Source organism: uncultured Tateyamaria sp. (assembly GCF_947504105.1).
Classification (GTDB): Bacteria; Pseudomonadota; Alphaproteobacteria; order Rhodobacterales; family Rhodobacteraceae; genus Tateyamaria.
On record NZ_CANNGP010000050.1, the window covers coordinates 1 to 21,970 of the forward strand.

22 protein-coding genes and 2 pseudogenes are annotated in these 21,970 nt (G+C 61.0%); 14 read left to right on the forward strand and 10 right to left on the reverse strand.

Annotated elements, in window-relative coordinates; translation table 11 throughout:
* Positions 1 to 569 (reverse strand): annotated as a pseudogene (locus Q1A75_RS20410) (hypothetical protein); the annotation flags it as partial.
* Between the two features lie 137 nt (positions 570 to 706).
* Here Q1A75_RS20410 and Q1A75_RS20415 point away from each other — a divergent pair.
* On the forward strand, positions 707 to 1,432 hold the full coding sequence (locus tag Q1A75_RS20415) for a thiamine diphosphokinase (protein WP_299551720.1): 726 nt from the start codon (positions 707 to 709) through the stop codon (positions 1,430 to 1,432).
* Here Q1A75_RS20415 and Q1A75_RS20420 read toward each other — a convergent pair.
* From Q1A75_RS20420 to Q1A75_RS20430, 3 genes are all read right to left on the reverse strand, one after another.
* Positions 1,344 to 2,267, reverse strand: coding sequence for a DMT family transporter (locus tag Q1A75_RS20420; RefSeq protein WP_299551717.1), 924 nt, complete (start codon positions 2,265 to 2,267; stop codon positions 1,344 to 1,346). The two genes, Q1A75_RS20415 and Q1A75_RS20420, sit on opposite strands and share 89 nt — an antisense overlap.
* 152 nt (positions 2,268 to 2,419) lie before the next feature.
* The gene (locus Q1A75_RS20425) at positions 2,420 to 3,793 is read right to left on the reverse strand and encodes an L-serine ammonia-lyase (protein ID WP_299551714.1); all 1,374 of its coding nucleotides are present in this window, start codon (positions 3,791 to 3,793) and stop codon (positions 2,420 to 2,422) included.
* Complete coding sequence (locus Q1A75_RS20430; protein WP_299551711.1) at positions 3,794 to 4,483, reverse strand: glutathione S-transferase family protein; 690 nt, start codon at positions 4,481 to 4,483, stop codon at positions 3,794 to 3,796.
* A gap of 124 nt (positions 4,484 to 4,607) precedes the next feature.
* Between Q1A75_RS20430 and Q1A75_RS20435 the strand changes: the two genes are divergently transcribed.
* The 7 genes from Q1A75_RS20435 (at position 4,608) to Q1A75_RS20465 (ending at position 11,585) form a co-directional block, all read left to right on the forward strand.
* Complete coding sequence (locus Q1A75_RS20435; protein ID WP_299551708.1) at positions 4,608 to 5,195, forward strand: EF-hand domain-containing protein; 588 nt, start codon at positions 4,608 to 4,610, stop codon at positions 5,193 to 5,195.
* Between the two features lie 103 nt (positions 5,196 to 5,298).
* Positions 5,299 to 6,087: a ribose-5-phosphate isomerase RpiA gene (rpiA, locus tag Q1A75_RS20440; RefSeq protein WP_299551705.1), complete on the forward strand. Its 789-nt coding sequence runs from the start codon at positions 5,299 to 5,301 to the stop codon at positions 6,085 to 6,087.
* An 11-nt stretch (positions 6,088 to 6,098) separates the two neighbouring features.
* Positions 6,099 to 7,580, forward strand: a complete 1,482-nt coding sequence (locus tag Q1A75_RS20445; RefSeq protein ID WP_299551702.1) for an FAD-dependent oxidoreductase — start codon at positions 6,099 to 6,101, stop codon at positions 7,578 to 7,580.
* Between the two features lie 73 nt (positions 7,581 to 7,653).
* Positions 7,654 to 8,820, forward strand: coding sequence for an FtsH protease activity modulator HflK (gene hflK, locus Q1A75_RS20450; protein ID WP_299551699.1), 1,167 nt, complete (start codon positions 7,654 to 7,656; stop codon positions 8,818 to 8,820).
* Positions 8,820 to 9,740, forward strand: a complete 921-nt coding sequence (gene hflC / locus Q1A75_RS20455) for a protease modulator HflC (RefSeq protein WP_299551696.1) — start codon at positions 8,820 to 8,822, stop codon at positions 9,738 to 9,740. The genes hflK and hflC overlap by 1 nt, the downstream gene beginning before the upstream one ends.
* On the forward strand, positions 9,740 to 9,934 hold the full coding sequence (locus tag Q1A75_RS20460; RefSeq protein WP_299551694.1) for a DUF2065 domain-containing protein: 195 nt from the start codon (positions 9,740 to 9,742) through the stop codon (positions 9,932 to 9,934). The genes hflC and Q1A75_RS20460 overlap by 1 nt, the downstream gene beginning before the upstream one ends.
* Positions 9,935 to 10,109: 175 nt before the next feature.
* Positions 10,110 to 11,585, forward strand: a complete 1,476-nt coding sequence (locus Q1A75_RS20465) for a Do family serine endopeptidase (RefSeq protein ID WP_299551691.1) — start codon at positions 10,110 to 10,112, stop codon at positions 11,583 to 11,585.
* Positions 11,586 to 11,697: 112 nt separating this feature from the next.
* On the opposite strand, the gene Q1A75_RS20470 is transcribed toward Q1A75_RS20465, so the two are convergent.
* Complete coding sequence (locus Q1A75_RS20470) at positions 11,698 to 12,228, reverse strand: peptidoglycan-binding domain-containing protein (RefSeq protein ID WP_299551688.1); 531 nt, start codon at positions 12,226 to 12,228, stop codon at positions 11,698 to 11,700.
* Between the two features lie 69 nt (positions 12,229 to 12,297).
* Positions 12,298 to 12,726, reverse strand: coding sequence for an OB-fold nucleic acid binding domain-containing protein (locus Q1A75_RS20475; protein WP_299551685.1), 429 nt, complete (start codon positions 12,724 to 12,726; stop codon positions 12,298 to 12,300).
* Between the two features lie 125 nt (positions 12,727 to 12,851).
* Between Q1A75_RS20475 and Q1A75_RS20480 the strand changes: the two genes are divergently transcribed.
* The 3 genes from Q1A75_RS20480 to Q1A75_RS20490 are packed head-to-tail and all read left to right on the forward strand — an operon-like array spanning position 12,852 to position 14,337.
* Entirely contained in the window at positions 12,852 to 13,175 is a 324-nt protein-coding gene (locus Q1A75_RS20480) for a 2Fe-2S iron-sulfur cluster-binding protein (RefSeq protein WP_299551682.1), read from the forward strand.
* Positions 13,175 to 13,942 (forward strand): VCBS repeat-containing protein, encoded by a 768-nt coding sequence (locus tag Q1A75_RS20485; protein ID WP_299551679.1) that lies wholly within the window; start codon positions 13,175 to 13,177, stop codon positions 13,940 to 13,942. Before Q1A75_RS20480 ends, Q1A75_RS20485 begins: the two co-directional genes overlap by 1 nt.
* On the forward strand, positions 13,939 to 14,337 hold the full coding sequence (locus tag Q1A75_RS20490) for a hypothetical protein (RefSeq protein WP_299551676.1): 399 nt from the start codon (positions 13,939 to 13,941) through the stop codon (positions 14,335 to 14,337). Before Q1A75_RS20485 ends, Q1A75_RS20490 begins: the two co-directional genes overlap by 4 nt.
* 88 nt (positions 14,338 to 14,425) lie before the next feature.
* Here the strand turns inward: Q1A75_RS20490 and purD are convergent, their stop codons facing one another.
* The gene (purD, locus tag Q1A75_RS20495) at positions 14,426 to 15,691 is read right to left on the reverse strand and encodes a phosphoribosylamine--glycine ligase (protein WP_299551673.1); all 1,266 of its coding nucleotides are present in this window, start codon (positions 15,689 to 15,691) and stop codon (positions 14,426 to 14,428) included.
* Between the two features lie 67 nt (positions 15,692 to 15,758).
* On the opposite strand from purD, the gene xseA reads away from it, so the two are divergent.
* Positions 15,759 to 17,303 carry an exodeoxyribonuclease VII large subunit gene (xseA, locus tag Q1A75_RS20500; RefSeq protein ID WP_299551670.1) on the forward strand — a complete coding sequence of 515 codons (1,545 nt, stop codon included), beginning with the start codon at positions 15,759 to 15,761 and terminating at the stop codon, positions 17,301 to 17,303.
* 138 nt (positions 17,304 to 17,441) lie between these two features.
* Here xseA and Q1A75_RS20505 read toward each other — a convergent pair whose 3' ends face one another.
* Positions 17,442 to 17,837 (reverse strand): hypothetical protein, encoded by a 396-nt coding sequence (locus tag Q1A75_RS20505; protein WP_299551667.1) that lies wholly within the window; start codon positions 17,835 to 17,837, stop codon positions 17,442 to 17,444.
* A 49-nt stretch (positions 17,838 to 17,886) separates the two neighbouring features.
* A complete protein-coding gene (locus tag Q1A75_RS20510) occupies positions 17,887 to 18,903 on the reverse strand; it encodes an alkane 1-monooxygenase (RefSeq protein ID WP_366142224.1) in 1,017 nt (338 codons plus the stop codon).
* Positions 18,904 to 19,129: 226 nt separating this feature from the next.
* On the opposite strand from Q1A75_RS20510, the gene Q1A75_RS20515 reads away from it, so the two are divergent.
* Positions 19,130 to 20,824 (forward strand): NAD(P)H-dependent oxidoreductase subunit E, encoded by a 1,695-nt coding sequence (locus Q1A75_RS20515; protein ID WP_299551664.1) that lies wholly within the window; start codon positions 19,130 to 19,132, stop codon positions 20,822 to 20,824.
* Here Q1A75_RS20515 and Q1A75_RS20520 read toward each other — a convergent pair.
* Complete coding sequence (locus Q1A75_RS20520; RefSeq protein ID WP_299551661.1) at positions 20,821 to 21,453, reverse strand: RNA ligase family protein; 633 nt, start codon at positions 21,451 to 21,453, stop codon at positions 20,821 to 20,823. The two genes, Q1A75_RS20515 and Q1A75_RS20520, sit on opposite strands and share 4 nt — an antisense overlap.
* 149 nt (positions 21,454 to 21,602) lie before the next feature.
* On the opposite strand from Q1A75_RS20520, the pseudogene Q1A75_RS20525 reads away from it, so the two are divergent.
* A pseudogene (locus tag Q1A75_RS20525) lies at positions 21,603 to 21,970 on the forward strand (signal recognition particle-docking protein FtsY); the annotation flags it as partial.

The following is a 21,970-nucleotide window of genomic DNA, read 5'->3' on the forward strand; positions in this document are numbered from 1 at the left end:
TCGGCTTCGGCTTCGGCTTCGGCTTCGGCTTCGGCTTCGGCTTCGGCTTCGGCTTCGGCTTCGGCTTCGGCTTCGGCTTCGGCCGCAACGTCAGCTTCTGCAGGATCGACCGGTAGGTCGACAGAGTCGTCTTCCGTTGTCTCGTCTGCAGCCACGTCGATTGCCGCTTCGCTCACCGCGTCTGAAATCCGTGCGTCGGTGTCCGTCGCGTCAGGTGTCGGCGCTGGCGTTTCGGTCTTGGGCGCGGGCGCGACAATCGGGGCTGCTGCCGCGGCAAGGGCAACTGGCGAGGCCATGCTGGCTTCGGGTTGCTGCGTTTCCGCGCTCAGAACAATCCGCCCTTCCTGTTCACGCGCTTCGACCCGGCGCGAAATCTCGCGCTCGGCGATGCGGGCCAACATCTCGGCATCGGGTTGGGGGGGCTCTGCCCCGAAATATCTGTCATCGGACGCCAGATCGCGGAAATACTCCGCAATCGCCTTCATGGTGCCGAAGCTGTCATCGAATCCCTCCAACGTGCACGAGAATGTGCCGTAGGAGACTGTCAGTATCTTATTGTTATTCATCATCGGATGCTCGTCCTCTGCTGATACGCAAAGGTCGTCCTAGGTGGCGCGCCGGGCTAAAGCTGCCCGAATCTGTGCCGTTGAGGGTATCATTTCAAGGCGACATTGTGATCTGTTTCCGAAAATTGCATTAATCCGGCATGACTTCCCCTATTGTTTACAGTTCTGACCCTGTTGCGTTGTTTGGCGGCGCAGGGGCCACGTTGCATGATGTTGCCGAAGTGCAGGCGCTTGCGGGCCCATGCGTTGCTGCCGATGGCGGCGCGCGGATCGCGCTTGAGGCCGGTATTGCGCTGGATGCGGTGATTGGTGATTTCGACTCTGTCGCGCCGGAGGTGCTGCGCCAGGTGCCTGCCGACCGCCAGCATCACATCGCGGAACAGGACAGCACCGACTTTGACAAGGCGCTGCGCCATATTGCGACCCCTGTGGTGCTGGCCGTGGGCTTTCTGGGAGGGCGTGTGGATCATCAGCTGGCCTGCTTTCACGTGCTGGTGCGCTATGCGGACAAGCCCTGCATCCTTGTAGGGCAAAAGGAGATTGTATTTCTGTGCCCACCAAGGTTGGAGTTGGATACTCAGCCCGGTGACGTCGTATCATTGTTTCCGTTGGCGGCGGTCGAGGGCACATCGTCGGGGTTGCGCTGGCCCATTGATGGGCTTGCCTTCCATCCTCTATCGACCATCGGGACGTCGAATGCAGCCGAGGGGGCCGTGACCCTTACCATGTCTGAACCCGCGATGATCGTGGTTGCGCCAAGGCGCTGTTTGCACGTGCTTACGCGGGGGCTGGTGCAGGGCTCTGGCTCTCAAGCCGGGCGATGGCCCGCTCGCGCAGGACAATATATAGTCCTGCCCCAATCGTGATGCAGATCCCGACGGCGGCAAGCCCGTTTGGCAGATCGCGGAACACGATGAAGCCTATGACCGTGGCAAAGGGAATTTCCAGGTATTGCATGGGTGCGAGTGTCGCCGACGGCGCGTAGCGCAGCGACCATGTCATCAGCAGGTGCGCCAGCGTGCCCAGGGCCCCGATGGCGAGCAGGAGTGTCCATTCAAGGCTGTTGGGGGTGATCAACTCGATGCCGGGGATGTTACGACCCTGCAGGAGATAGACCAGCGGACCCATGATCACGACAGCCATGACGCCGCTGACTGCCTGCAGGCCAATCGGGTCGGTTTCCTTGGCGATCTGGCGCGTGACGAGCATGAAGACCGAGAAGTTCAGGGCAACGAACAGGGGCAGGAGGGCGGGCCAACCCACCTGAATAAAGCTTGGCTGGACCACCAGAAGCGTTCCGCTGAACCCGACGATACAGGCCCAGACACGGCGACTGCCCACTTCTTCGTTCAGGACATACTTGCCCAGAAGCATCATGATGAACGGCATGACAAAGGCGATGGCCACGGCGTCCGCGAGCGGCAGGTATTGCAATGCGGTGAACATGGCCCCGATCCCAAGGATGTGCAGGACGGTGCGAAACAGGGTTAACCAAAAAACCCGTCCGCGCATGCGCCACAGTCGTCGTCCGGCCCAAACAATCGGAATCAGGATCACCACCTGCACCGCGAACCGGACAAGGACAAGCTGGGTCAGCGGGACTGATTGACCCAACACTTTGGCCACCGCGTCCCCGACGGGGGCCACGATGCAAAAGCCCAGCATCAAGAGGATGCCGAGAAGGGGCCGGTCATGATTCATGGGGTTACGCTACCGCCTGACGGGTGGAGTTCAACACTTGTATTGAGGCGTATCTGACGCTAACCGGCGTCATTCAAGCTCAGGTCGTTTCCCGGTCGGTCTGTGCGCTCTTTGCCGCGCAAATTCGCCCACCCACCGACCCCGTACATGTCTCAGCAATTAGGGATGTTCACCGCGAGACCACCCAGGGATGTTTCCTTGTATTTCTCGCTCATATCCGCTCCGGTTTGCCGCATTGTTTCGATGCAGGCATCGAGCGGCACCAGATGTGTGCCGTCGCCGCGCATCGCTAGGCTGGCGGCGCTGATCGCCTTGATCGCACCAAGGCCGTTGCGCTCGATACAGGGCACCTGTACCAACCCGCGCACCGGGTCACAGGTCATACCCAGATGGTGCTCTAAGGCAATCTCGGCTGCGTTTTCAATCTGCTTTGGCGTGCCGCCCATAACGGCGCACAGGCCTGCGGCGGCCATGGCGGCAGCGCTCCCCACCTCGGCCTGACACCCCGCTTCAGCGCCTGAGATGGAGGCATTGTATTTCACCAGTCCGCCGATGGCTGCCGCCGTCAGCAGGAAGTCCTCGACATGTGCTTCGGAGGCGCCGGGGACGTGGTCCAGATAATAGCGCAATGTGGCCGGTAGCACGCCTGCAGCGCCGTTGGTCGGGGCCGTGACAACCTGCCCGCCGGCCGCGTTCTCCTCGTTCACGGCCATGGCGTAGACGCTCATCCAGTCATTGATGGTGTGCGGTGCTGTCAGGTTCATGCCTCGCTCTTCCATCAGCTTGTCGTGGATGCCTTTGGCGCGTCGCTTGACGTTCAGTCCGCCAGGCAGAATGCCGTCGGTTGTCAGGCCGCGCGTGATGCAGTCGTTCATCACTTGCCACAGCCGCTTCGTCCCTGACCTCAGATGTGGGTCCCCGTTGCGGGACACCTCGTTGGCGCGTTTCATGGCCGAGATGGTCTTGCCAGAGGTTTCAGCCATCTCGAGCATCTCCGCCGCCGTTTTGAACGGGTAGGGCACTGGCGCCCCTTCGTCTGTTGCCTTGCCTGCCACCAGTTCTTCTTCGGTCATGACGAAACCGCCACCGATGGAATAGAACACCTGCCGCAGCGTGACGTCGCCCTGCGCGTCGGTTGCCATGAGGATCATGCCGTTGGCGTGGCCTGTCAGCGGGGTGTCGTAGTCAAAAAGCAGGTCGGTCTTGGGATCAAAGTGCAATGCGGGCAGATCTTCGGGATGCAGCGTATGGGTGTCGGTGAGCGCGGCCAGCGTCGCCTCTGCCCTGTCGTGGTCGTAGGTGTCCGGCACAAATCCGGCGAGGCCAAGGATCGTGGCTCGGTCGGTGGCATGCCCCACGCCTGTAAAGGCCAAGGAACCATGCAGCGAGGCGCGCACGCCGGCGAATTGGAAGGGCGAGGCGCGCATCATGTCAAGGAACCGCGCGGCAGCGACCATCGGGCCCATGGTGTGCGATGACGACGGGCCGATGCCCACCTTGAACATCTCGAATACGGACAAGAACATCTAGAGAGCGGATCCTTCGGGTGGATTGGGGCGCTTGGGCGCTGTGAACGGTGTCGGGCCGAGGCCTTCGTCTGTTTTGGCAATCTCGGTGGAAGGCCATGTATTGGCACGCCTACAGATGTGGAACAGGCGCGGGGTGTCGGCAAGGGTGAACCAGTTGCGATCCTCTGGGCCGTAAATCGCACACCAGCGCAACATGCAAACCAGGTACATGTCGATGGCGGTCGGGGTATCGCCACCAAAGGACTGACCTGCGGCGTGTTCGAGGGTCGCAAAGTCGCTTAACAGCGCGCGTTGTGCCCCCTTGATCACTGCTGTGCACTGCGAAGGATCGCTGCCAACCAGCTTGTCGGGATAGAACAAGAGCCGCATGTGCGGATGGACCGTGTTGGCGCAAAAGAACAGCCATTTGAGGAAGTCCGCGCGCCCGGCATCCTTGGGGCCTGGCCCGAGTGTACCATGTGTATCGACCAACCACAGCAGGATTGCGCCCGTTTCAAACAGGACACCAGATGGCGTTTCAAGAGTTGGGATCAGACCGTTCGGATTGAGTTTGCGATAGGCCGGGCTGCGCTGCTCTTGCTTTGAACGGTCTACAAGAACGGTCGAGAAGGGCGCGCCGATTGCATCAAGCGCGAGGCGGATGATCAGCGACGCATTGTCGGGCGCATAGTGCAGAACGTAGCTCATCCTCGCGGTGTACCCCGGTGGCGTGCGTTAGCGATGTCTCAAAACGACCAATTGTTTTGAGAATGGGCCACTGTTAACGACGCATTTACCTTGGTGCGGTTCTGTGGGGCACGGAGGATGTCAAATGCGCTGGATTCTGTTGTTGATGTCGCTGGCTGTCTGTGCGTTGCCGTGGCGGGCCGCGTTTGCTCAGGAATTGTCGGGCCAGGATCTGATCGATGTGCTGGCTGCGCGTACGCCCGGGGCCACGTTGGACCGGATGCGGGAGCGTCCCGATGCTTTTGTTCAAGAGGCGGCGGGGCTGATCCTGGGATATGGCGGAGCACACGGGTTAAGTGCGGCGGATATAGAAACAGCCATCGCGGCGGAACGGGCCCGCCTGCGCGGACGCGAAATCCGGCGCCTGCTTGAAGCGGACTTGAACGACGATCTGACAGTGACCCGTGACGAGCTGGATGTCCTGCTGCGCGCGGCATCCGCAACGATGCGGGGGCGTCTTCTGGTCTGTCATCGCAGCGCTGACATGGACGGGGACGGCACCGTCCGATGGACCGAGCTACGCAACCACGCGGCCAAGAGGGCTGAAGCCGGGATATCGGAGACGGCCATGGCGGCAATGCGCGCGATGATGACCTTTGATCTGAATGGCGATGACCATGTCGCGCTGGATGAGGTGCTGGAGGCGATGGAGCTGCTCGGCGCGCCTGCCTGACAGTCCGTTTCCGTTGCGCAGTGCAGCAAATTGCATCCTTTGGGGTCGCAACGACCGTTTCCCGTGCGTATAAGCCCAACAGCACTTGGGGAGTCGTATACAAATGTCCGGAGAACTGTCGCCCATCGACAAGGCCAAATTCGTCGCTGCGAAACGCGCCGCCGACTATGTCGAAGATGGAATGCGTGTGGGCCTGGGGACGGGATCGACAGCGGCGTGGCTTGTGCGCTGCTTAGGCGAGCAGGTGCGCGAGGGCGGCTTGCGGTTCAAGGGCGTGCCCACATCGACCCGCACGGCCGATCTGGCCCGCGAGGTTGGGATCGAGGTGATCAGCCTGGCTGAAGCCAGGTGGTTGGATATCACAATTGACGGTGCGGACGAGTTCGATGGCGACCTGAACCTGATCAAGGGGGGCGGCGGTGCGCTGCTGCAGGAAAAGATCGTGGCAACCGCATCCGATCAAATGGTGGTGATCGCTGACATCGGCAAAGAGGTCGAACATCTGGGTGCCTTCCCCCTGCCGATCGAGGTGATTCCCTTTGGCTGGCAGACCACGCAGGCGTTGGTCGAGGAAACCCTTGTCTCCATGGACGTTCTGGGCCGTCAGTCCAGCCTGCGCATGAACGGTGAACGCCCCTTTGTCACGGACGAGGGGAACTACATCCTGGACCTGCATCTGCAGCGTATCGGCAATCCGCGTCAACTGAGTCTTGTCATCAACCAAATGCCGGGTGTGGTTGAAAACGGTCTGTTCATCGATATTTGTGACGCGGTCGTGATCGGCTACGGCGATGGCCGGGTCGAAGTGCGAGATATCAACGAAGGCACAGTGGAACAGGATCGACTCGATTTTCTGGAAAGCGACAACCTGTTCACCGACCTTGCAGACTAAGGACGAGCGCCATGGCGGACTATGACTACGACCTCTTTGTGATTGGGGGCGGTTCTGGCGGTGTGCGCGCGGCGCGCGTGGCAGCGGGCGAGGCGGGTGCGCGGGTCGCACTGGCCGAGGAAGACCGCTATGGTGGGACCTGCGTGATCCGGGGCTGCGTCCCCAAGAAACTGATGGTGTTTGCCAGCGAATTCGGAGAACTGGCCGAGGTCGGCAGCGCCTATGGTTGGAACATGACGGCGGGGTCCTTTGACTGGCCGGCGTTCCGTAGCCATCTGAACGCTGAACTGGACCGGCTGGAAGGTGTCTACCGCAGCCTCCTGAAAAATTCGGGCGTCGAAACATTCGATGCGCGGGCCAAGCTGAAAGATAAGCATACGGTCGAATTGTCGACGGGTGAGACGAAGACGGCCAAGACCATCCTGGTCGCCACCGGCGGGCGTCCGGTGCGTCCAAGCATCCCCAACGCAGATCTGGGCATCGTCAGCGATGATATCTTTCACCTCGAAAAACTGCCCAAATCCATTCTGATTATCGGTGGCGGATACATCGCCTGTGAATTTGCCTGCATCCTGCACGGACTGGGTGTCGAGGTGACGCAATACTACCGCGGGGCTCAAATCCTGCGTGGTTTTGATGACGAGGCGCGTGGCCTTATTGCTGAATCGATGCGCGACCGCGGGATCAATCTGCACACCGGGACGAACATCGTTCAAATGGGCCCGGCTTCGGACGATCACTCCGCCGCCGTGCCGACGGCTTCCGATGCTGCAATGGGTGCGAGCGCGCAGCAGGAAAATGTCATGGCCTATGGCGGTGTCGCGGCCAAGGAACGCCCCGGCGACCGCAGTGGCCCGATTTGGGTCAAGTCCACAACTGGACGGGAATGTGTGTTTGATATGGTTCTGTTTGCCACCGGCCGCGATCCGAACAGCACGGATATGGGCCTGGAAGAGATTGGGATCGACATTGGCCGCCGTGGCGAAATCGTGGTGGATGAGTATTCCAAGACCGCAGCTGACAGCGTTTATGCCATTGGTGACGTAACCAACCGGGTGAATCTGACCCCGGTCGCCATCCGCGAGGGCATGGCCTTCGTTGAAACGGTTTTCAAAGACAATCCAACCGCCGTCGATCATGACCTGATCCCATCGGCGGTTTTCACTCAACCCGAGATGGGCACCGTGGGGCTGAGCGAGGAAGACGCCCGTGAACAGGAGGAAGTCGAGGTTTACTGTACGTCGTTCCGCCCAATGAAAACCGCCTTTGCAGGAAAAAGCGACCGGGTGCTGATGAAACTTGTCGTGTCCAAGGCAAGCCGGAAGGTGCTGGGTTGTCACATCGTCGCACCGGATGCGGGCGAGATGATCCAACTGGCCGGTGTCGCCATAAAGATGGGCGCCACCAAGGAAGATTTCGACAGGACGGTGGCTGTGCACCCGACCATGTCGGAAGAGATCGTGACCATGCGGACGCCAATGCGGACTGCTTGAATTTTCTGGTAAAAATCACAGGTAATGCACAAGGTGCGGCAGTGGCTGCACGGCAAGAGGAGAATAATACCACATGGCTGGCAATACAGGCGGCCCCTGGGGGGGTGGCGGAAATTCGGGCGGTGGCGACGATGATCGCGGCAAAGGCTCTCGCGGTCCTGGCCGCGGCAATGGCGGGCGTGGGCCCGGTGACGAAGGTCCGCAGATCCCCGAAATCGACGAATTGGTCAAAAAGGGCCAAGAGCAACTGCGCGTCCTGATGGGCGGCCGTGGTGGTGGCAACAACGGCAGTGGCCGCGGTTCGGGCGGCGGCGGTGGCCCGTTCCTGACACGCGGCACGTTGGGGCTTGGTGCCCTTGCGGCACTTGTGCTTTGGGGGATGGCGAGCTTTTACACCGTCCGGCCCGAAGAACAGTCGGTTGAGTTGTTCCTGGGCGAGTTTTCGTCCATCGGCAGCCCCGGTCTGAACTTTGCGCCTTGGCCCGTCGTGACAGCCGAAGTGATCCCCGTGACCCGCGAACAAACCGAAGAGATTGGTGTGGGCGGTCGTGGCGGTGATGCCGGCCTGATGCTGACCGGTGACGAGAACATCGTCGACATCGATTTCCAGGTTGTCTGGAACATCAATGATCCGGCCAACTTCCTGTTCAACCTGCGTGACCCGCGCCCGACCATTCGGGCCGTGTCGGAATCGGCGATGCGCGAGATTATCGCGCAATCCGATCTGGCGCCGATCCTGAACCGAGATCGTGGGGCAATCGCCGGTCGCTTGCAGGACCTGATCCAGAGCACTCTCGACAGCTATCAAAGCGGCGTGACGGTGATCCGTGTCAACTTTGACAAGGCCGACCCGCCCGCATCGGTGATCGACGCGTTCCGTGACGTGCAAGCGGCGGAACAAGAGCGGGACCGGTTGCAGAACGTGGCGGACGCTTATGCCAACCGTGTGCTTGCGGAAGCACGTGGTCAGGCGGCCCAGCTTCTGGAAGAGGCCGAAGGTTACCGTGCTCAGCAGGTCAACCAGGCAGAGGGTGAAGCCAGCCGTTTCTCCGCTGTTCTGAGCGAGTACGCCAAAGCACCCGAAGTGACGCGCAAGCGTTTGTATCTTGAAACCATGGAGCAGGTGCTTGGCCGTGTGGACAAGATCATTCTTGATGAAAACGAAGGTGCCGGAGGGCAGGGGGTTGTGCCCTATCTGCCGCTGAACGAGCTGCGCCGTAACCCAGCGGAGTCGAACTGATGCGGAGATCAACTTTCCTGCTGCCCATCATCGTTGTAATCGCAGCCATCGGTCTGTCGTCCCTGTTCATCGTGGATGAACGCGAAAAGGCACTTGTCCTGCAGTTTGGCCGTGTTGTCGCCATCAAGGAAGATCCCGGGCTTGCGTTCAAGATCCCGCTCATTCAGGAAGTCGTGCGCTATGACGACCGTATCCTGAGCCGTGATGTCGAACCGCTTGAGGTCACACCGCTTGATGATCGCCGTCTCGTTGTCGACGCCTTTGCTCGTTACCGGATCACCGATGTGAACCAGTTCCGGCAAGCCGTTGGTACAGGTGGCGAAGAGTCGGCGGATCGCCGGATCGACGGCATTCTGCGGAACGAGTTGCGCGAAGTGCTGGGTTCGGTGTCGTCAAACGACATCCTTAGCTCGGACCGTGCGGCCTTGATGCTGCGCATTCGCAACGGTGCCATCGCCGAAGCGCGCGCGCTGGGCATCGAAGTGGTCGACGTGCGTCTGAAGCGGACTGACCTTCCAACCGAAAACCTTGATGCCACCTTTGAGCGGATGCGTGCAGAACGCGAGCGAGAAGCAACCGATGAACGCGCCCGTGGTAACGAAGCGGCGCAGCGTGTGCGTGCGCAGGCGGATCGGACAGTGGTGGAACTGACGTCGGACGCAGAACGCCAGGCCGAGATCATTCGCGGTGAAGCCGATGCGCGCCGTAACTCGATCTTTGCCGACGCTTTTGGTGCAGACCCGGAATTCTTTGAATTCTATCGGTCGCTTACCGCATACCAGCGGTCGTTGCAGGGGTCGAACTCGACCATGGTGCTGTCACCTGACTCTGACTTCTTCAACTACCTGAAGTCACCGACCGGTGCGACGGCGGACGCCGCTGCCGCGGACGCAGCAGCCGCAGCCGTCGCGGGACAGTAATGGCTTGGGTCCTTTTGGCCCTTGGACTTGTGATGTTGGTGGAGGGGCTGGCCTATGTGCTGGCCCCTTCGCTCATTGAACGGGTGCTTGAGGTGCTGCGTACCCTGCCTGAAAACGCGCGTCGTCTGTTTGGTGCCCTCGTGCTTGTGACCGGTCTGATCTGCATTTGGCTGGCTTTTTACATTGGTTTATGACCAAATTTGCGTTGAGAATGATCACGCGCAGTTCACGGCCTGTTGAAACCGCGGTACGCTGCGCCATCTTTAATGTTGCAAGGATGCAACCCTACATGCACCTTGTGCGCAGGTGCGCACATCCGTGTGCAAGATGACCCAAACGGTCAAAAAAAGATTATGCAGGAGTAACCTGATGCAGCGACAGGCAATCGCCGTCTCCAGACAGCTTTCCCCGATGCCCCTTATACGTACCCTATGGCTTGGCGCTTTGGCGCTGGCCTTTGTTGTGGTGCAGGCACTCATGGTGCAGGCGCGCCCAGAAAGCCTGGCCCCGCTGGCCGAGCAGATCAGCTCGTCCGTGGTGAACATTACAACATCCACGGTGATCGAAGGACGAACGGGCCCGCAAGGCATCGTGCCCGAAGGATCACCTTTCGAGGATTTCTTCCGCGAATTCCAAGACCGCAACGGTCAAGGTGACCGGCCACGCCGCTCGTCGGCGCTGGGGTCCGGCTTCGTGATCTCCGAGGACGGTTTCATCGTCACGAACAACCACGTCATCGAAGGCGCGGACGAGATCACTATTGAATTCTTCAGTGGCGAAAAGCTGACCGCTGAACTTGTGGGGACAGACCCCAACACGGACATCGCACTGCTGAAGGTCGAAGCGGAAACGCCGCTGCCGCATGTGCCATTCGGCGACAGCGATACCGCGCGCGTCGGTGATTGGGTGGTCGCCATGGGCAACCCGCTTGGTCAGGGGTTTTCGGTCTCTGCCGGTATTGTGTCGGCCCGCAACCGCGCATTGAGCGGCAGCTATGACGACTACATCCAGACCGACGCAGCCATCAACCGCGGCAACTCTGGTGGCCCTCTGTTCAACATGGATGGCGAGGTGATTGGGGTGAATACGGCGATCCTGTCGCCAAACGGCGGTTCGATCGGTATCGGCTTCTCGATGGCGTCGAACGTTGTAACCCGCGTTGTCGATCAGTTGCAGGAATTCGGTGAGACCCGCCGCGGCTGGCTTGGCGTGCGCATTCAGGACGTAACGGATGATATCGCGGAAGCGATTGGCCTCGAAAGCACGACCGGTGCTCTTGTAACATCTGTTCCTGACGGCCCGGCCAAGGATGGCGGCATGCAGGATGGCGACGTGATCCTGAGCTTTGCCGGTGTTGATGTTGCTGACACGCGCGGTCTGGTGCGGCAGGTGGGCAACAGCCCCATCGGTGAAACCGTGCGCGTGGTTGTGTTCCGCGATGGCGAAACGGTCACCCTGCGCGTGACGCTTGGACGGCGCGAGGAAGCCGAAGGCGCGCTCCCTGCCGTGGCGGCGGCTCCCGACGACGGTCCAGCCGAGGCCGAAACCAAGGATGTGCTGGGCCTGACGCTCAGCACTCTGACAGACGAGCTGCGCGAACAGTTGGGTGCAGATGCAGACCAGGAAGGCCTTGCCGTGATCGAGGTGGATGAGACCAGCGAAGCCTTTGAAAAAGGCTTGCGAGCTGGTGATATCATCACGGAAGCCGGGCAGCAAAAGGTCGACAGTATCGGTGATTTTGAGGCGCGGCTGGTCAATGTGAAAGACGCGGGACGCAAGTCACTGCTGCTTCTGGTGCGCCGGGCGGGCGACCCGCGCTTTGTTGCGCTCAGCCTGCCTGAGTAATCGCTGGTCGCACCATGAGACATTTAAGGCGCCCCTCGGGGCGCCTTTTTCCAGTCTGGCGCAGGCTTCTGCGTCTCTAACTATAAGGCGCACCTTTTGGTGCGTCTGATGTTCAAGTTTTGGTCGGATTGGCGATGGTGATCAGTCCCAGCTTGCGGGCATTGGCGATGGACAGGGCCTTGCTGTCCAGACCTTCGGAGGCCTGGTATCGCCCGATAGCGGCGCGGGTGCGTGTATCCATCTCGCCCGTGATAGAGCCGTTATAAAAACCGCGTGCCTCAAGGGCACGCTGAACCGAGGCGATGAACTCGGGTGTGATATCGGCATCGCAGATGATCTCGTACCAGCTTTCACGGCGTGGCCGGACCACTTGTTGACTTGTCTCTGTCTTGTAGATGGGCGGGGATTGTACCCGCCCGTCACTGCTGATCTGGGCAGGCTGCAACTGGATCTTGCGGCTCACTGTTTCGACCACGGCCGGTGCCACCGTCTTGCCCCAACATGTGCCGGGGGCCGCCCCGGGTGGCGCTGTGGCAAGCGAGATCGGGTCGATATTCGCAGCCGACGTAACGGCGCCATCTTCGGCACATGACGCGACGACGCACACCGCCGCAAGAACAGGGAAGAAGGATTTGACCGTCATGCTCGGGCCTCTGATTGGGCTTTTGCGGGCACCATAGCCGCGGGCCGAGTGTCTGCCTAGCCCCGGGTGTCAGCCGCCCTTGCGACTTTCCCAAGTGTCGGTGCGTGTTTGGGTCCCCATATGCTGGCCCGTTCCTTCGGCTAGAAGTTGATCGAGCAGGGACGAGATATCCTCGATCTCTTCGGCCAGCACATGGGTAACATTGTGCGCCCGCTGCATCCGGCCTGTCACCTTCAGCATCCGGCCCGCCACCACCGCCCGACGGAACCGTTCATAGATGTGACGCCATACGATGATGTTGACCACGCCGGTCTCATCTTCGAGCGTGAGAAAGATCACACCCTTGGCTGTGCCGGGGCGCTGCCGGAGGATCACCAGCCCCGCCACGGCCACCCGCGCATTCACGGGCGGTTCACCCAGTTCGCAAGCCCGCAAGCAGGCCGGGGGGCGGGGCCATGTGGCCGCATCACCAGAGGGGAGGGCGGGGTAGATCTGCATAAGAACAAAGATAGAACATATGAGTAATGTGGCAAGGGGGAAAGCTGGGGGTCGCAAAAGGGGCTGGCAGCCTTATCTCCTGCCCGGTAGAGATATGCGGAATGCGGATTGAAGGGGGCACGAGAATGGCCAAGATCACCTATATCGAACATGGCGGAACCGAGCATGTTGTGGACGTCGCGAATGGCCTGACGGTCATGGAAGGCGCACGTGACAACAACATTCCGGGTATTGAAGCGGATTGCGGGGGAGCCTGTGCGTGTTCCACCTGTCATGTCTACATCCACCCCGACTGGGTCGAGAAACTACCGACCAAGGACGACATGGAAACTGACATGCTCGACTTTGCCTACGAGCCGGATGTGACCCGTTCGCGCCTGACCTGCCAACTGAAGGTCACGGACGCGCTGGACGGTCTTGTCGTGCAGATGCCCGAAAAACAGATCTGATGCCCGGCAGGGCGCCGCGTCCGCTGTTGCCCCTTTTGCGCGCGCTTGCCCGCAGCGCGTTGCGACCGCCGCGCCCGTTGCTGGCGGCGCTGGCGCTGGTGGCTCCCTCAGCACCGCTTCTGGCTGATGTGATCGTGGCGGCCCGCTATGCTGATCCAACCTATCGGTATGCCCATGGCATCCTTGGCGATGCTATCGAATGGGGTACGCTTGAGCTGGAGATACAGGGTGGCGAGTTGCGCCGCTTTGTCCTGCCCCGCGATCACGTCTTCGAAGATGTGGCCCCTCGCCTCGCTGATCTGGATGGCGATGGCGCACCCGAGGTCCTGGTGGTCGAAGCCGATGTAACCGCGGGTGCCGCCTTTGCCATTTACGGCGTGCAGGGCAAGATCACCGAGACGCCACATATCGGAACCAGCAACCGTTGGCTTGCCCCGCTGGGTGCAGCCGATCTGGACGGCGACGGCGTGACCGAGATCGCTTATATTGACCGGCCGCATCTGGCCAAGACATTGCGCATCTGGCGCTTCGAAGATGGCACGCTGACCTCCGCCGCGGACCTGCGGGGCCTCACCAACCACAGGATCGGCGAGGTGGACATTGCAGGCGGTATCCGCACCTGCGCGGGTGTGCCCGAAATGATCCTCGCCACAGCCAACTGGTCGGACCTTGTGGCCATCCGCTGGGATGGATCACAGTTTCAGCGCATGAACCTGGGCAACGACACGACCCGCCCGGCCTTTGCCCGCGCCATGGATTGCCGATGATACGACTGGCCGTTGCCCTGCTGTTTGCCGCAGCGCCTGCTGTCGCGCAGGACCGCCTGACACCCGCGCAGTTCCTCGATCTAGTCGCCAACCGAACCGCATCCTTTGCAACCTTTCCAAACCGTCAGCCTGTTGGGATCGAGCAGTTCCTGTCCCGCGATCGCACGGTCTGGGCCCGCGCAAACGGGACATGTGCCTATGGCATCGTGACGGCAAACGATGGTCAGATCTGTTTCGACTACGATGACGACCCGCCCGGCGTGCAGCATTGCTGGGTCCCGTTTCTCCGTGACGCACGCCTGTTTGTCGCCTCAACTGATGATCTGGGAGAGGTGCAGGAGGTTGTGGACATCAGCGACGATCCTGTTGCCTGTACGCAAGCGCCAATGTCTTAAGCTGTCGCAGCTCCTCTGCCCGGTTGCATCCGAACGGTGCCTCCGGCGGGGATTTTCTGAAACAGGGAAGCAAGGGGCGGGGCTTGTTCTAGTCGAGCGCCCGCCAACCAATGTCTCGGCGGCAAAAGCCTCCGGGGAAGTCGATGGCATCAATCATCTCATAGGCACTGTCGGCGGCCTCTCGCAAGGATGCGCCCCGGGCCGTGACATTCAGAACGCGTCCACCAGATGCGGTGATCTTGCCATCCGGTGCTGACGTTCCGGCGTGAAACACCATCTGGCTGCCGGTGGCGGGCAGCGTGTCGAGCCCGTCGATCACCGCCCCTTTCGCATAGTCCCCGGGGTATCCCTCTGCCGCCATCACGACCGTAATGGCATGATCCTGCGCCCAATTGACCTGTGCTTTGTTCAGCCGGCCCTCGGCCGCTGCATGCATCAAGTCCAACGCCTGAGCGCCCAAACGCATCATCAAAACCTGGCACTCCGGGTCACCAAAGCGCACGTTGTATTCAACAAGGCGCGGCGCACCATTTTCGATCATCAGGCCCGCATAAAGCACCCCCTGATACGGCATGCCCCGCGCGGCCATCTCGGCCATCGTGGGGCGGATGATCTCAGCCAGCGCGCGTTCGGCAATGTCATCGGTCAGCACGGGGGCAGGGGAATAGGCTCCCATACCGCCGGTGTTAGGACCCGTGTCGCCTTCGCCCACACGCTTGTGGTCTTGCGCAGTGCCGATGGGCAGCACGTCGGTGCCATCGCACAAGACAAAGAAAGACGCCTCTTCGCCCTGCATGAATTCCTCGATCACCACCTCGGCCCCGGCCCCGCCAAAAGTGCCGCCAAACATGTCATCAATGGACGCATGTGCCTGTGCGACGGTCTCGGCGATGATGACACCCTTGCCTGCGGCCAGCCCGTCTGCCTTGACCACGATGGGCGCACCTTGGTCTGTCACATACGCTTTGGCTGCAGCCGCGTCTGTGAAATGGCCATACGCAGCCGTTGGTGTATTGGCCGCATCGCAGATGGCCTTGGTGAAAGCCTTGGACGCCTCGAGCTGCGCCGCCGCCTGGCTCGGGCCAAAAACCAGCACGCCTGCATCCCGCAAACGGTCAGCCACTCCGGCCGCGAGGGGAGCTTCGGGGCCGACAATCACGAAATCAATGCACTCTTCTTCGACGAATGTCGCGACAACCCCGCCATCATTGATGTCCAGGCTCGCGCATTCGGCAATAGCCGCAATCCCCGCATTGCCGGGGGCCACGACCAGCCGGTCGCATTTGGGGTTCTGCAACACCGCCCAGGCCAAGCTGTGCTCGCGGCCACCGCCGCCCAGAATGAGAATGTTCATCACTTGCTCCTTGGCCTTCACTTGGCCGCGTTCTAAGCTGGCCGGACCCGCAGCACAAGGATGGCCCATGGACCTGCTTGACGATCCCGTTCCCGGTTCGAACACACCCGAGTTTTCGGTGTCCGAGATTGCGGGCAAGGTGCGCAAGCTGATCGAGGGCGAACTGGGCTGGGTCCGGATCAAGGGCGAGGTCGGGCGCGTCGTGCTGGCCCGTTCCGGCCACCTCTATTTCGACCTCAAGGACGACCGCAACGTCCTGTCCTGCATGACGTGGAAGGGACAGGTCAGCGGTCTGGGCACCATGCCCGAAGAAGGGATGGAGGTCGTGGCCGAAGGCCGCATGACGGCCTCTGGCTTCCAATCCAAATTCTCACTCAATGCCGAACGCATCGCGATTGCCGGGCAGGGCGCGCTGATGGCGCTTCTGGAAAAACGCAAAAAGGCACTCGCCGCCGAGGGGTTGTTTGACGACGCCCGCAAGCGGCCCTTGCCCTACCTGCCCGAGGTGATCGGGGTTGTGACGTCTTTGCAGGGGGCCGTGATCCGCGACATCCTGCATCGGTTGCGGGATCGGTTCCCGCGCAAGGTGCTGATCTGGCCGGTCGCGGTGCAGGGGGCCAATTGCGCGCCCGAAGTTGCGCGCGCCATCACAGGCTTCAACGCATTGACGCCCGGGGGCGGCATGCCCCGACCCGATCTGCTGATCGTGGCGCGCGGCGGTGGCTCCGTCGAGGATCTCTGGGGCTTCAACGAAGAAGCGGTCGCGCGCGCCGCCGCCGCCTCTGACATCCCGCTGATTTCGGCAGTGGGGCACGAAACCGACACCACGCTGATCGACTTCGTGTCGGATCGGCGCGCGCCCACGCCGACGGCCGCCGCCGAAATGGCCGTACCGGTGCGCCACGAATTGTTGGCCTGGGTTAAACAAGCTGGCGCACGGATGACGGGCGCGGTGAGTGGTGGGATGCAGCGACGGCAGCAGCGGCTGCGCGATCTTGCCCGCGCCTTGCCGCGGGCGGATGCGCTGGTCGAAGGGCCGCGCCAACGGCTTGACGTGACGGGCGGCCAACTTGGACCCGCGCTGATCGCTGGTGTGCAGCGGCGCAAGGTGCGTCTGTCCGAGGTGTCGGGCAGCCTGCGTCCGGCCACATTACGGCGCAGCCTCGAGGCAGAAAGACGCCGTCTTGATGCCTTGTCTGTGCGACTTGAACCCGCCTTGGCCCGAGTGGCAGCAACCAAGCGCGAACGGTTGGAGGCGCGCACGGCCCGCCTGACCCCGACGCGGATCGGGCAGGATGCAGCCCGCAAGTCGGAACGGCTGCGGGATGCAACGGCCCGGATGCAAGCCGCTGGTCAGAGGCAATTGGACGGTTTGCACCGCAAGCTTGCGGCCATGGATCGGCTGCGTGAAACACTCAGCTACAAGGCGACGCTGGCACGCGGGTATGCCGTTGTGCGGGGCGGGGGGCAGATCCTGACCAACCGGGAAGAAGCAGAACAGGCGAGCGGCCTTGAGATCGAATTCGCTGACGGGCGCATGAAACTGGGTGGCGGAAAAAGCACTGCGCAGAAATCTGCAACCAAACCGCCAGAACAGGGATCGTTGTTCTAGGGCGCATCAAGATGCGCCTTACGGGCAAAGCTCCATCGCATAGCACGCGCCGGATAAGGCGGAGGTCACCTCCGCCTTACAACATGTCTGTTGCGCGGTGATGCAGAATCTGTAAGGCGGACGTGTCGTCGGCACGGCTCACACGCCGATCTTTGGGCCAAGGCAGATCATTTCTTCGCCAACATCCTGCGCTTCATACAGCTCAGTGCTGGCAGGATCATTCTCGAAGGTTGCGACCAGGCCCCCGGGACCCTGTTCAAACGTCCAGCATTGCGGGTCTGGGCGATCCTCGTAAACAAAGCAGATCAGTGGGCCGTCATTGTACCATCGCCCTTCCCTGCATTCGCCATCCAGAAAGGACCAGGTGACACGCCGGTTCTTGTGATAGATTTCTGCGCCATAGGCCTGACCCGACTGGCCGTAATAAAGCGTCTTGCCCGTTACATAAGACTCAAATTCTGCAGCCGTCATTGGATCGGCTGCCGCGGCGGTGCCCAGAAGGACAAGTGGGATCATCAAGAGGCGCAGGATCATGCGCGCACTCTGGCAGAGTGATGCGTGACCTGCCAGAGTGGGCTTTGCATCAAGCAGGCGCTGGCATCATCCTGCCTTGCCTCGTCGTACTTGCCCAGTGTTCTACCCGCTTGTCCATGATGCGGCGCCACAGGGGTGGGACAAGTGCGACAACGGCCATCACAGGTAAGGAATGCGGCAGCATGGGCATGGTGCCTGAATCCAATTCCAAACGCGGAAAGGAAGTCGCTGGACGCGCATGGTGGGCAGAGTGTCGCGGTGCGTTCAGCATCATGGCAGCCGAGTACCATTGTCGTGCGTTCCAAGAATGCGCCGGGCCCATTGGTTCCAACCGACCGTCCGGCAGAGTGCTGCGCATCAGCCCATAGTGCTGCACGTAGTCTGAAAGCATCAATTGAATTTGCGCATAGGCGCTGATGATGACCAATCCCAGAACGCCTGCGGTGCCTGCCAACACATATGCGCCGCCGATACTGAGCGTGGTTGCCAGCGCATAGAAAAGGTACGAACGTGGAAACTGGGCGCCGTCATGGCGCTTCTGTTCGGCCCGCAGCCCCGCACGACATCCGCCAATCCAGGCCCGCGGCAGATAGGTCCAGAATCCTTCGCCTAAGCGGGCCGTTGCCGGGTCTAACGGGGTGGCCGCGTGAACGTGATGTACCAAACGGTGCGCACTGGTGTGATGACCAAACAGGATGGACGCATAGCATGCTGCCCCCAGCCGAAAGGCCCAACGATCCGCGCGGTGGATCAATTCGTGTGCGTTGGAATTGGAAACTTGCCCAAAATACAGCCCCGCTGCAACGATGATCAGACCCTTGTCGAGCATCGCAAGCTCTGCGCCCATGGCCCAAACAGTCAAACCCAACAGAAGAAAATGGGTTACACCCAATGCTTCGGAAAGCCGATGACCGGATGCATCCGTTGACGCGGCACGCACCGGCAATTTGTCGAGGAAGAAGACAAACACGGTGATGGCCAGAACAGCGAGAAGTGGCCAAATTCCTCCAAGGATGCAGGCTGCCGCCAGACACAGGACGGGCAAAAAGCTGGCAATAGTAAACATCAACAGGGGCGGCATGCGCGCAGAATCACTCCGATTTCAACGGCTGGACGGTATCACACCGTAACTGCTGGTGCTCCTAGCTTAAATTTGCTGCCAAAGCGTGACCCATTGGCGGCAACATGGTGACGATACGCGCGTCATTTGTGTGTCGGGGCGTCGCTTTTGGGCTGATCGCGCTTTGCCTGCGCTGATATTCTTCGGCCAAATCAGGGCAGGAGTGCGTGTGATGGCGCTGGACGAGTCGGCAAAGGGCAAAGGTGTCTGGAAATCGGGCAAGGGCAAGGGGCGTGTCCGTCCCAAGGGCCGCGCGCTTGAGGATCAGGCCTGGGAAGAGGTGCAGGCGCTGCTCGGCGACCAACCGCGCCGCCGCGACCTGCTGATCGAATTCCTGCATCTGATCCAGGACACCGATGGTCACCTCTCTGCCGCCCACCTGCGCGCGCTGGCCGAAGAAATGCGCCTCAGCATGGCCGAGGTCTACGAGGTTGCCACCTTCTATGCCCATTTCGACGTGGTGAAAGAGGGCGAGGTTCCACCCCCCGCACTCACCATCCGCGTTTGCGACTCGCTCAGCTGCGAGCTGGCAGGGGCCCAAGCGCTCAAATCCGCCCTCGAAGGCGGCCTTGACCCGACGCAGGTGCGCGTCCTGCGTGCGCCCTGCATGGGCCGGTGCGACACGGCCCCGGTGCTTGAGCTGGGACACAACCACATCGACAACGCCACGCCGAAAAAGGTGCAGGAGGCCATCGCGGCCGACGACACCCACACGCATGTCCCGGACTACGAAACGCTGGACACCTACGCCGCCGCAGGGGGCTACACGGCCCTCAAGCAACTGCGCGGCAGCGGCAATTGGGAAGATGTGCAGGCCAAGATCAAGGAAAGCGGCCTGCGGGGCTTGGGCGGCGCTGGCTTCCCGTCCGGCACCAAATGGGGCTTTGTCCGTGCCAACCCGGGCCCGCGCTACCTCGCCGTAAACGGGGACGAGGGCGAGCCAGGCACGTTCAAAGACCGCTACTACCTCGAACGCACCCCGCACCTGTTCCTTGAGGGGATGCTGATCGCCGCCTGGGCGGTCGAGGCGGACACGTGCTTCATCTACATGCGCGACGAATACCCCGCCGTGCTCGACATTCTCGCCCGTGAAATCAAGGCGCTGGAAGACGCAGGCATCGTGAAACCCGGCTATATCGACCTGCGGCGCGGCGCGGGCGCCTATATCTGCGGCGAAGAATCCGCGATGATCGAAAGCATCGAAGGCAAGCGCGGCCTGCCGCGGCACCGGCCACCCTACGTCGCGCAAGTTGGCATCTTCAACCAGCCCACGCTGGTGCACAACGTCGAAACCCTGCACTGGATCGCGCGCATCTGCCGCGAAGGGCCCGAAGTGCTGAACAGCACCGAAAAGAACGGGCGCACGGGCCTGCGCAGCTACTCCGTCTCGGGTCGTGTCGCGCAGCCGGGGGTGTACCTGCTGCCCGCGGGCTCCACGATCATCGATATCATCGACGCAGCGGGCGGTATGGCCGACGGCCACGTGTTCAAAGCCTACCAACCGGGCGGCCCGTCCTCGGGCCTTCTCCCGGCCTCAATGAACGACATCCCGCTCGACTTCGACACGCTGCAACCGCACGGCACCTTTATCGGCTCGGCGGCGGTGGTGGTCCTGTCGGACCAGGACCGCGCCCGCGACGCAGCACTCAACATGCTCAAGTTCTTCGAGGATGAAAGCTGCGGCCAATGCACACCCTGTCGGGTGGGCTGCGAAAAAGCGGTCAAGCTGATGCAGGCCGACACATGGGATCAGGGTCTGCTTGATGAACTCTGCACCGCCATGACAGATGCCTCCATCTGTGGTCTGGGGCAGGCGGCCCCGAACCCGATCAAGCTGACGATGAAGCATTTCGGGGATGAAATCTAAGAGCGCTTGACCATCCGATTGGGGATAAGTGGCGCTTTCGTCCAATGTACGTCAGTTTGGACGTGATTTTCACGAACATATTTGGCCAAAGACCGGTCCATGTCTTGCTCGGGAAATCCGTCAATTAAACGGACCACAAACCCTTCTTGCCGTTCGGTATCCAGATCAGCGGCCAGTTGCTTTAATACGGTGTGAGAGAAAGCGCCGCGAAACAGGACGGGGACGGGCGTGACACCCAGTGAAGCAAAACGCTCCAGTGTTGCGTCCCAGGGTTGAAACAAGCCCTCTTTGATCCATGCAAAGCCAAGAAAAAACGACGGCAGAGCGTTGTATGCTATGGCGTGCTTTGCATAGAGGTTCTCTCCAATGATCCGTTCGTCGCTGGTCAGCATGGGTGATACGCTTGCCGCAAACGCTTTGACCCAATCACGCGACGGGTGGTCGCGTGCATCTGGGCTACGAGGGTGGCAGCCCTGTGCGTGAATTGTAGTGTTTTCGCCATCCATCTTCTCGGTCACGACAATCTCGTGCGCGGTCTCCAGAACACTTAAATCCGTGATCACTTTGTCATCCGAGGCTAGCCCCTGAGATGTTGGCAGGTGATACGTCCGTCCGTATTTTCGTGTCATGACCCCGTGCCCTTTTTGAATGGTAATTTATTTAAGCGCTAACCGCGCAATCTCATGGCATGAAGTGGTGTGGGAGCCAACGATAACTCACATCTTTTCATGACGGGCGCACCGTATTAGGTGAGGGTCAGACCAAGTATCGGGGCATCATGGCATTTTTTAAGAAACTCAAGGATCGGCTGTTCAAGTCCTCGTCCAAGATTGACGAAGGGCTGGAAGCGATTGTCGAAGATGGTGGTGTCGAAGAGGCTGCGGCACCTGACCCCGAGATCGTGCCCACACCCGATCCAACGCTTGCCCCTACACCGGTCGAAATGCCGCCGGTGTCCGACCCGATACCCGAACCTGTGCCGGTCGAAGCGCCGGTGATTTCGGACCCGGAACCTGTGTCTGAACCCATCGAAACACCTGTTGCACCCGACCCTGAACCGATAATCGTTCCTGAGCCTGAGCCTGAGCCTGAGCCTGAGCCTGAGCCTGAGCCTGAGCCTGAGCCTGAGCCTGAGCCTGAGCCTGA

What these genes read in the sequence shown, in the direction of transcription:
- Q1A75_RS20415 (WP_299551720.1), top strand. Translation starts at nt 707, where the DNA reads ATGACTTCCCCTATTGTTTACAGTTCTGACCCTGTTGCGTTGTTTGGC.
- Q1A75_RS20420 (WP_299551717.1), bottom strand. Translation starts at nt 2,267, where the DNA reads ATGAATCATGACCGGCCCCTTCTCGGCATCCTCTTGATGCTGGGCTTT.
- Q1A75_RS20425 (WP_299551714.1), bottom strand. Translation starts at nt 3,793, where the DNA reads ATGTTCTTGTCCGTATTCGAGATGTTCAAGGTGGGCATCGGCCCGTCG.
- Q1A75_RS20430 (WP_299551711.1), bottom strand. Translation starts at nt 4,483, where the DNA reads ATGAGCTACGTTCTGCACTATGCGCCCGACAATGCGTCGCTGATCATC.
- Q1A75_RS20435 (WP_299551708.1), top strand. Translation starts at nt 4,608, where the DNA reads ATGCGCTGGATTCTGTTGTTGATGTCGCTGGCTGTCTGTGCGTTGCCG.
- rpiA (WP_299551705.1), top strand. Translation starts at nt 5,299, where the DNA reads ATGTCCGGAGAACTGTCGCCCATCGACAAGGCCAAATTCGTCGCTGCG.
- Q1A75_RS20445 (WP_299551702.1), top strand. Translation starts at nt 6,099, where the DNA reads ATGGCGGACTATGACTACGACCTCTTTGTGATTGGGGGCGGTTCTGGC.
- hflK (WP_299551699.1), top strand. Translation starts at nt 7,654, where the DNA reads ATGGCTGGCAATACAGGCGGCCCCTGGGGGGGTGGCGGAAATTCGGGC.
- hflC (WP_299551696.1), top strand. Translation starts at nt 8,820, where the DNA reads ATGCGGAGATCAACTTTCCTGCTGCCCATCATCGTTGTAATCGCAGCC.
- Q1A75_RS20460 (WP_299551694.1), top strand. Translation starts at nt 9,740, where the DNA reads ATGGCTTGGGTCCTTTTGGCCCTTGGACTTGTGATGTTGGTGGAGGGG.
- Q1A75_RS20465 (WP_299551691.1), top strand. Translation starts at nt 10,110, where the DNA reads ATGCAGCGACAGGCAATCGCCGTCTCCAGACAGCTTTCCCCGATGCCC.
- Q1A75_RS20470 (WP_299551688.1), bottom strand. Translation starts at nt 12,228, where the DNA reads ATGACGGTCAAATCCTTCTTCCCTGTTCTTGCGGCGGTGTGCGTCGTC.
- Q1A75_RS20475 (WP_299551685.1), bottom strand. Translation starts at nt 12,726, where the DNA reads ATGCAGATCTACCCCGCCCTCCCCTCTGGTGATGCGGCCACATGGCCC.
- Q1A75_RS20480 (WP_299551682.1), top strand. Translation starts at nt 12,852, where the DNA reads ATGGCCAAGATCACCTATATCGAACATGGCGGAACCGAGCATGTTGTG.
- Q1A75_RS20485 (WP_299551679.1), top strand. Translation starts at nt 13,175, where the DNA reads ATGCCCGGCAGGGCGCCGCGTCCGCTGTTGCCCCTTTTGCGCGCGCTT.
- Q1A75_RS20490 (WP_299551676.1), top strand. Translation starts at nt 13,939, where the DNA reads ATGATACGACTGGCCGTTGCCCTGCTGTTTGCCGCAGCGCCTGCTGTC.
- purD (WP_299551673.1), bottom strand. Translation starts at nt 15,691, where the DNA reads ATGAACATTCTCATTCTGGGCGGCGGTGGCCGCGAGCACAGCTTGGCC.
- xseA (WP_299551670.1), top strand. Translation starts at nt 15,759, where the DNA reads ATGGACCTGCTTGACGATCCCGTTCCCGGTTCGAACACACCCGAGTTT.
- Q1A75_RS20505 (WP_299551667.1), bottom strand. Translation starts at nt 17,837, where the DNA reads ATGATCCTGCGCCTCTTGATGATCCCACTTGTCCTTCTGGGCACCGCC.
- Q1A75_RS20510 (WP_366142224.1), bottom strand. Translation starts at nt 18,903, where the DNA reads ATGTTTACTATTGCCAGCTTTTTGCCCGTCCTGTGTCTGGCGGCAGCC.
- Q1A75_RS20515 (WP_299551664.1), top strand. Translation starts at nt 19,130, where the DNA reads ATGGCGCTGGACGAGTCGGCAAAGGGCAAAGGTGTCTGGAAATCGGGC.
- Q1A75_RS20520 (WP_299551661.1), bottom strand. Translation starts at nt 21,453, where the DNA reads ATGACACGAAAATACGGACGGACGTATCACCTGCCAACATCTCAGGGG.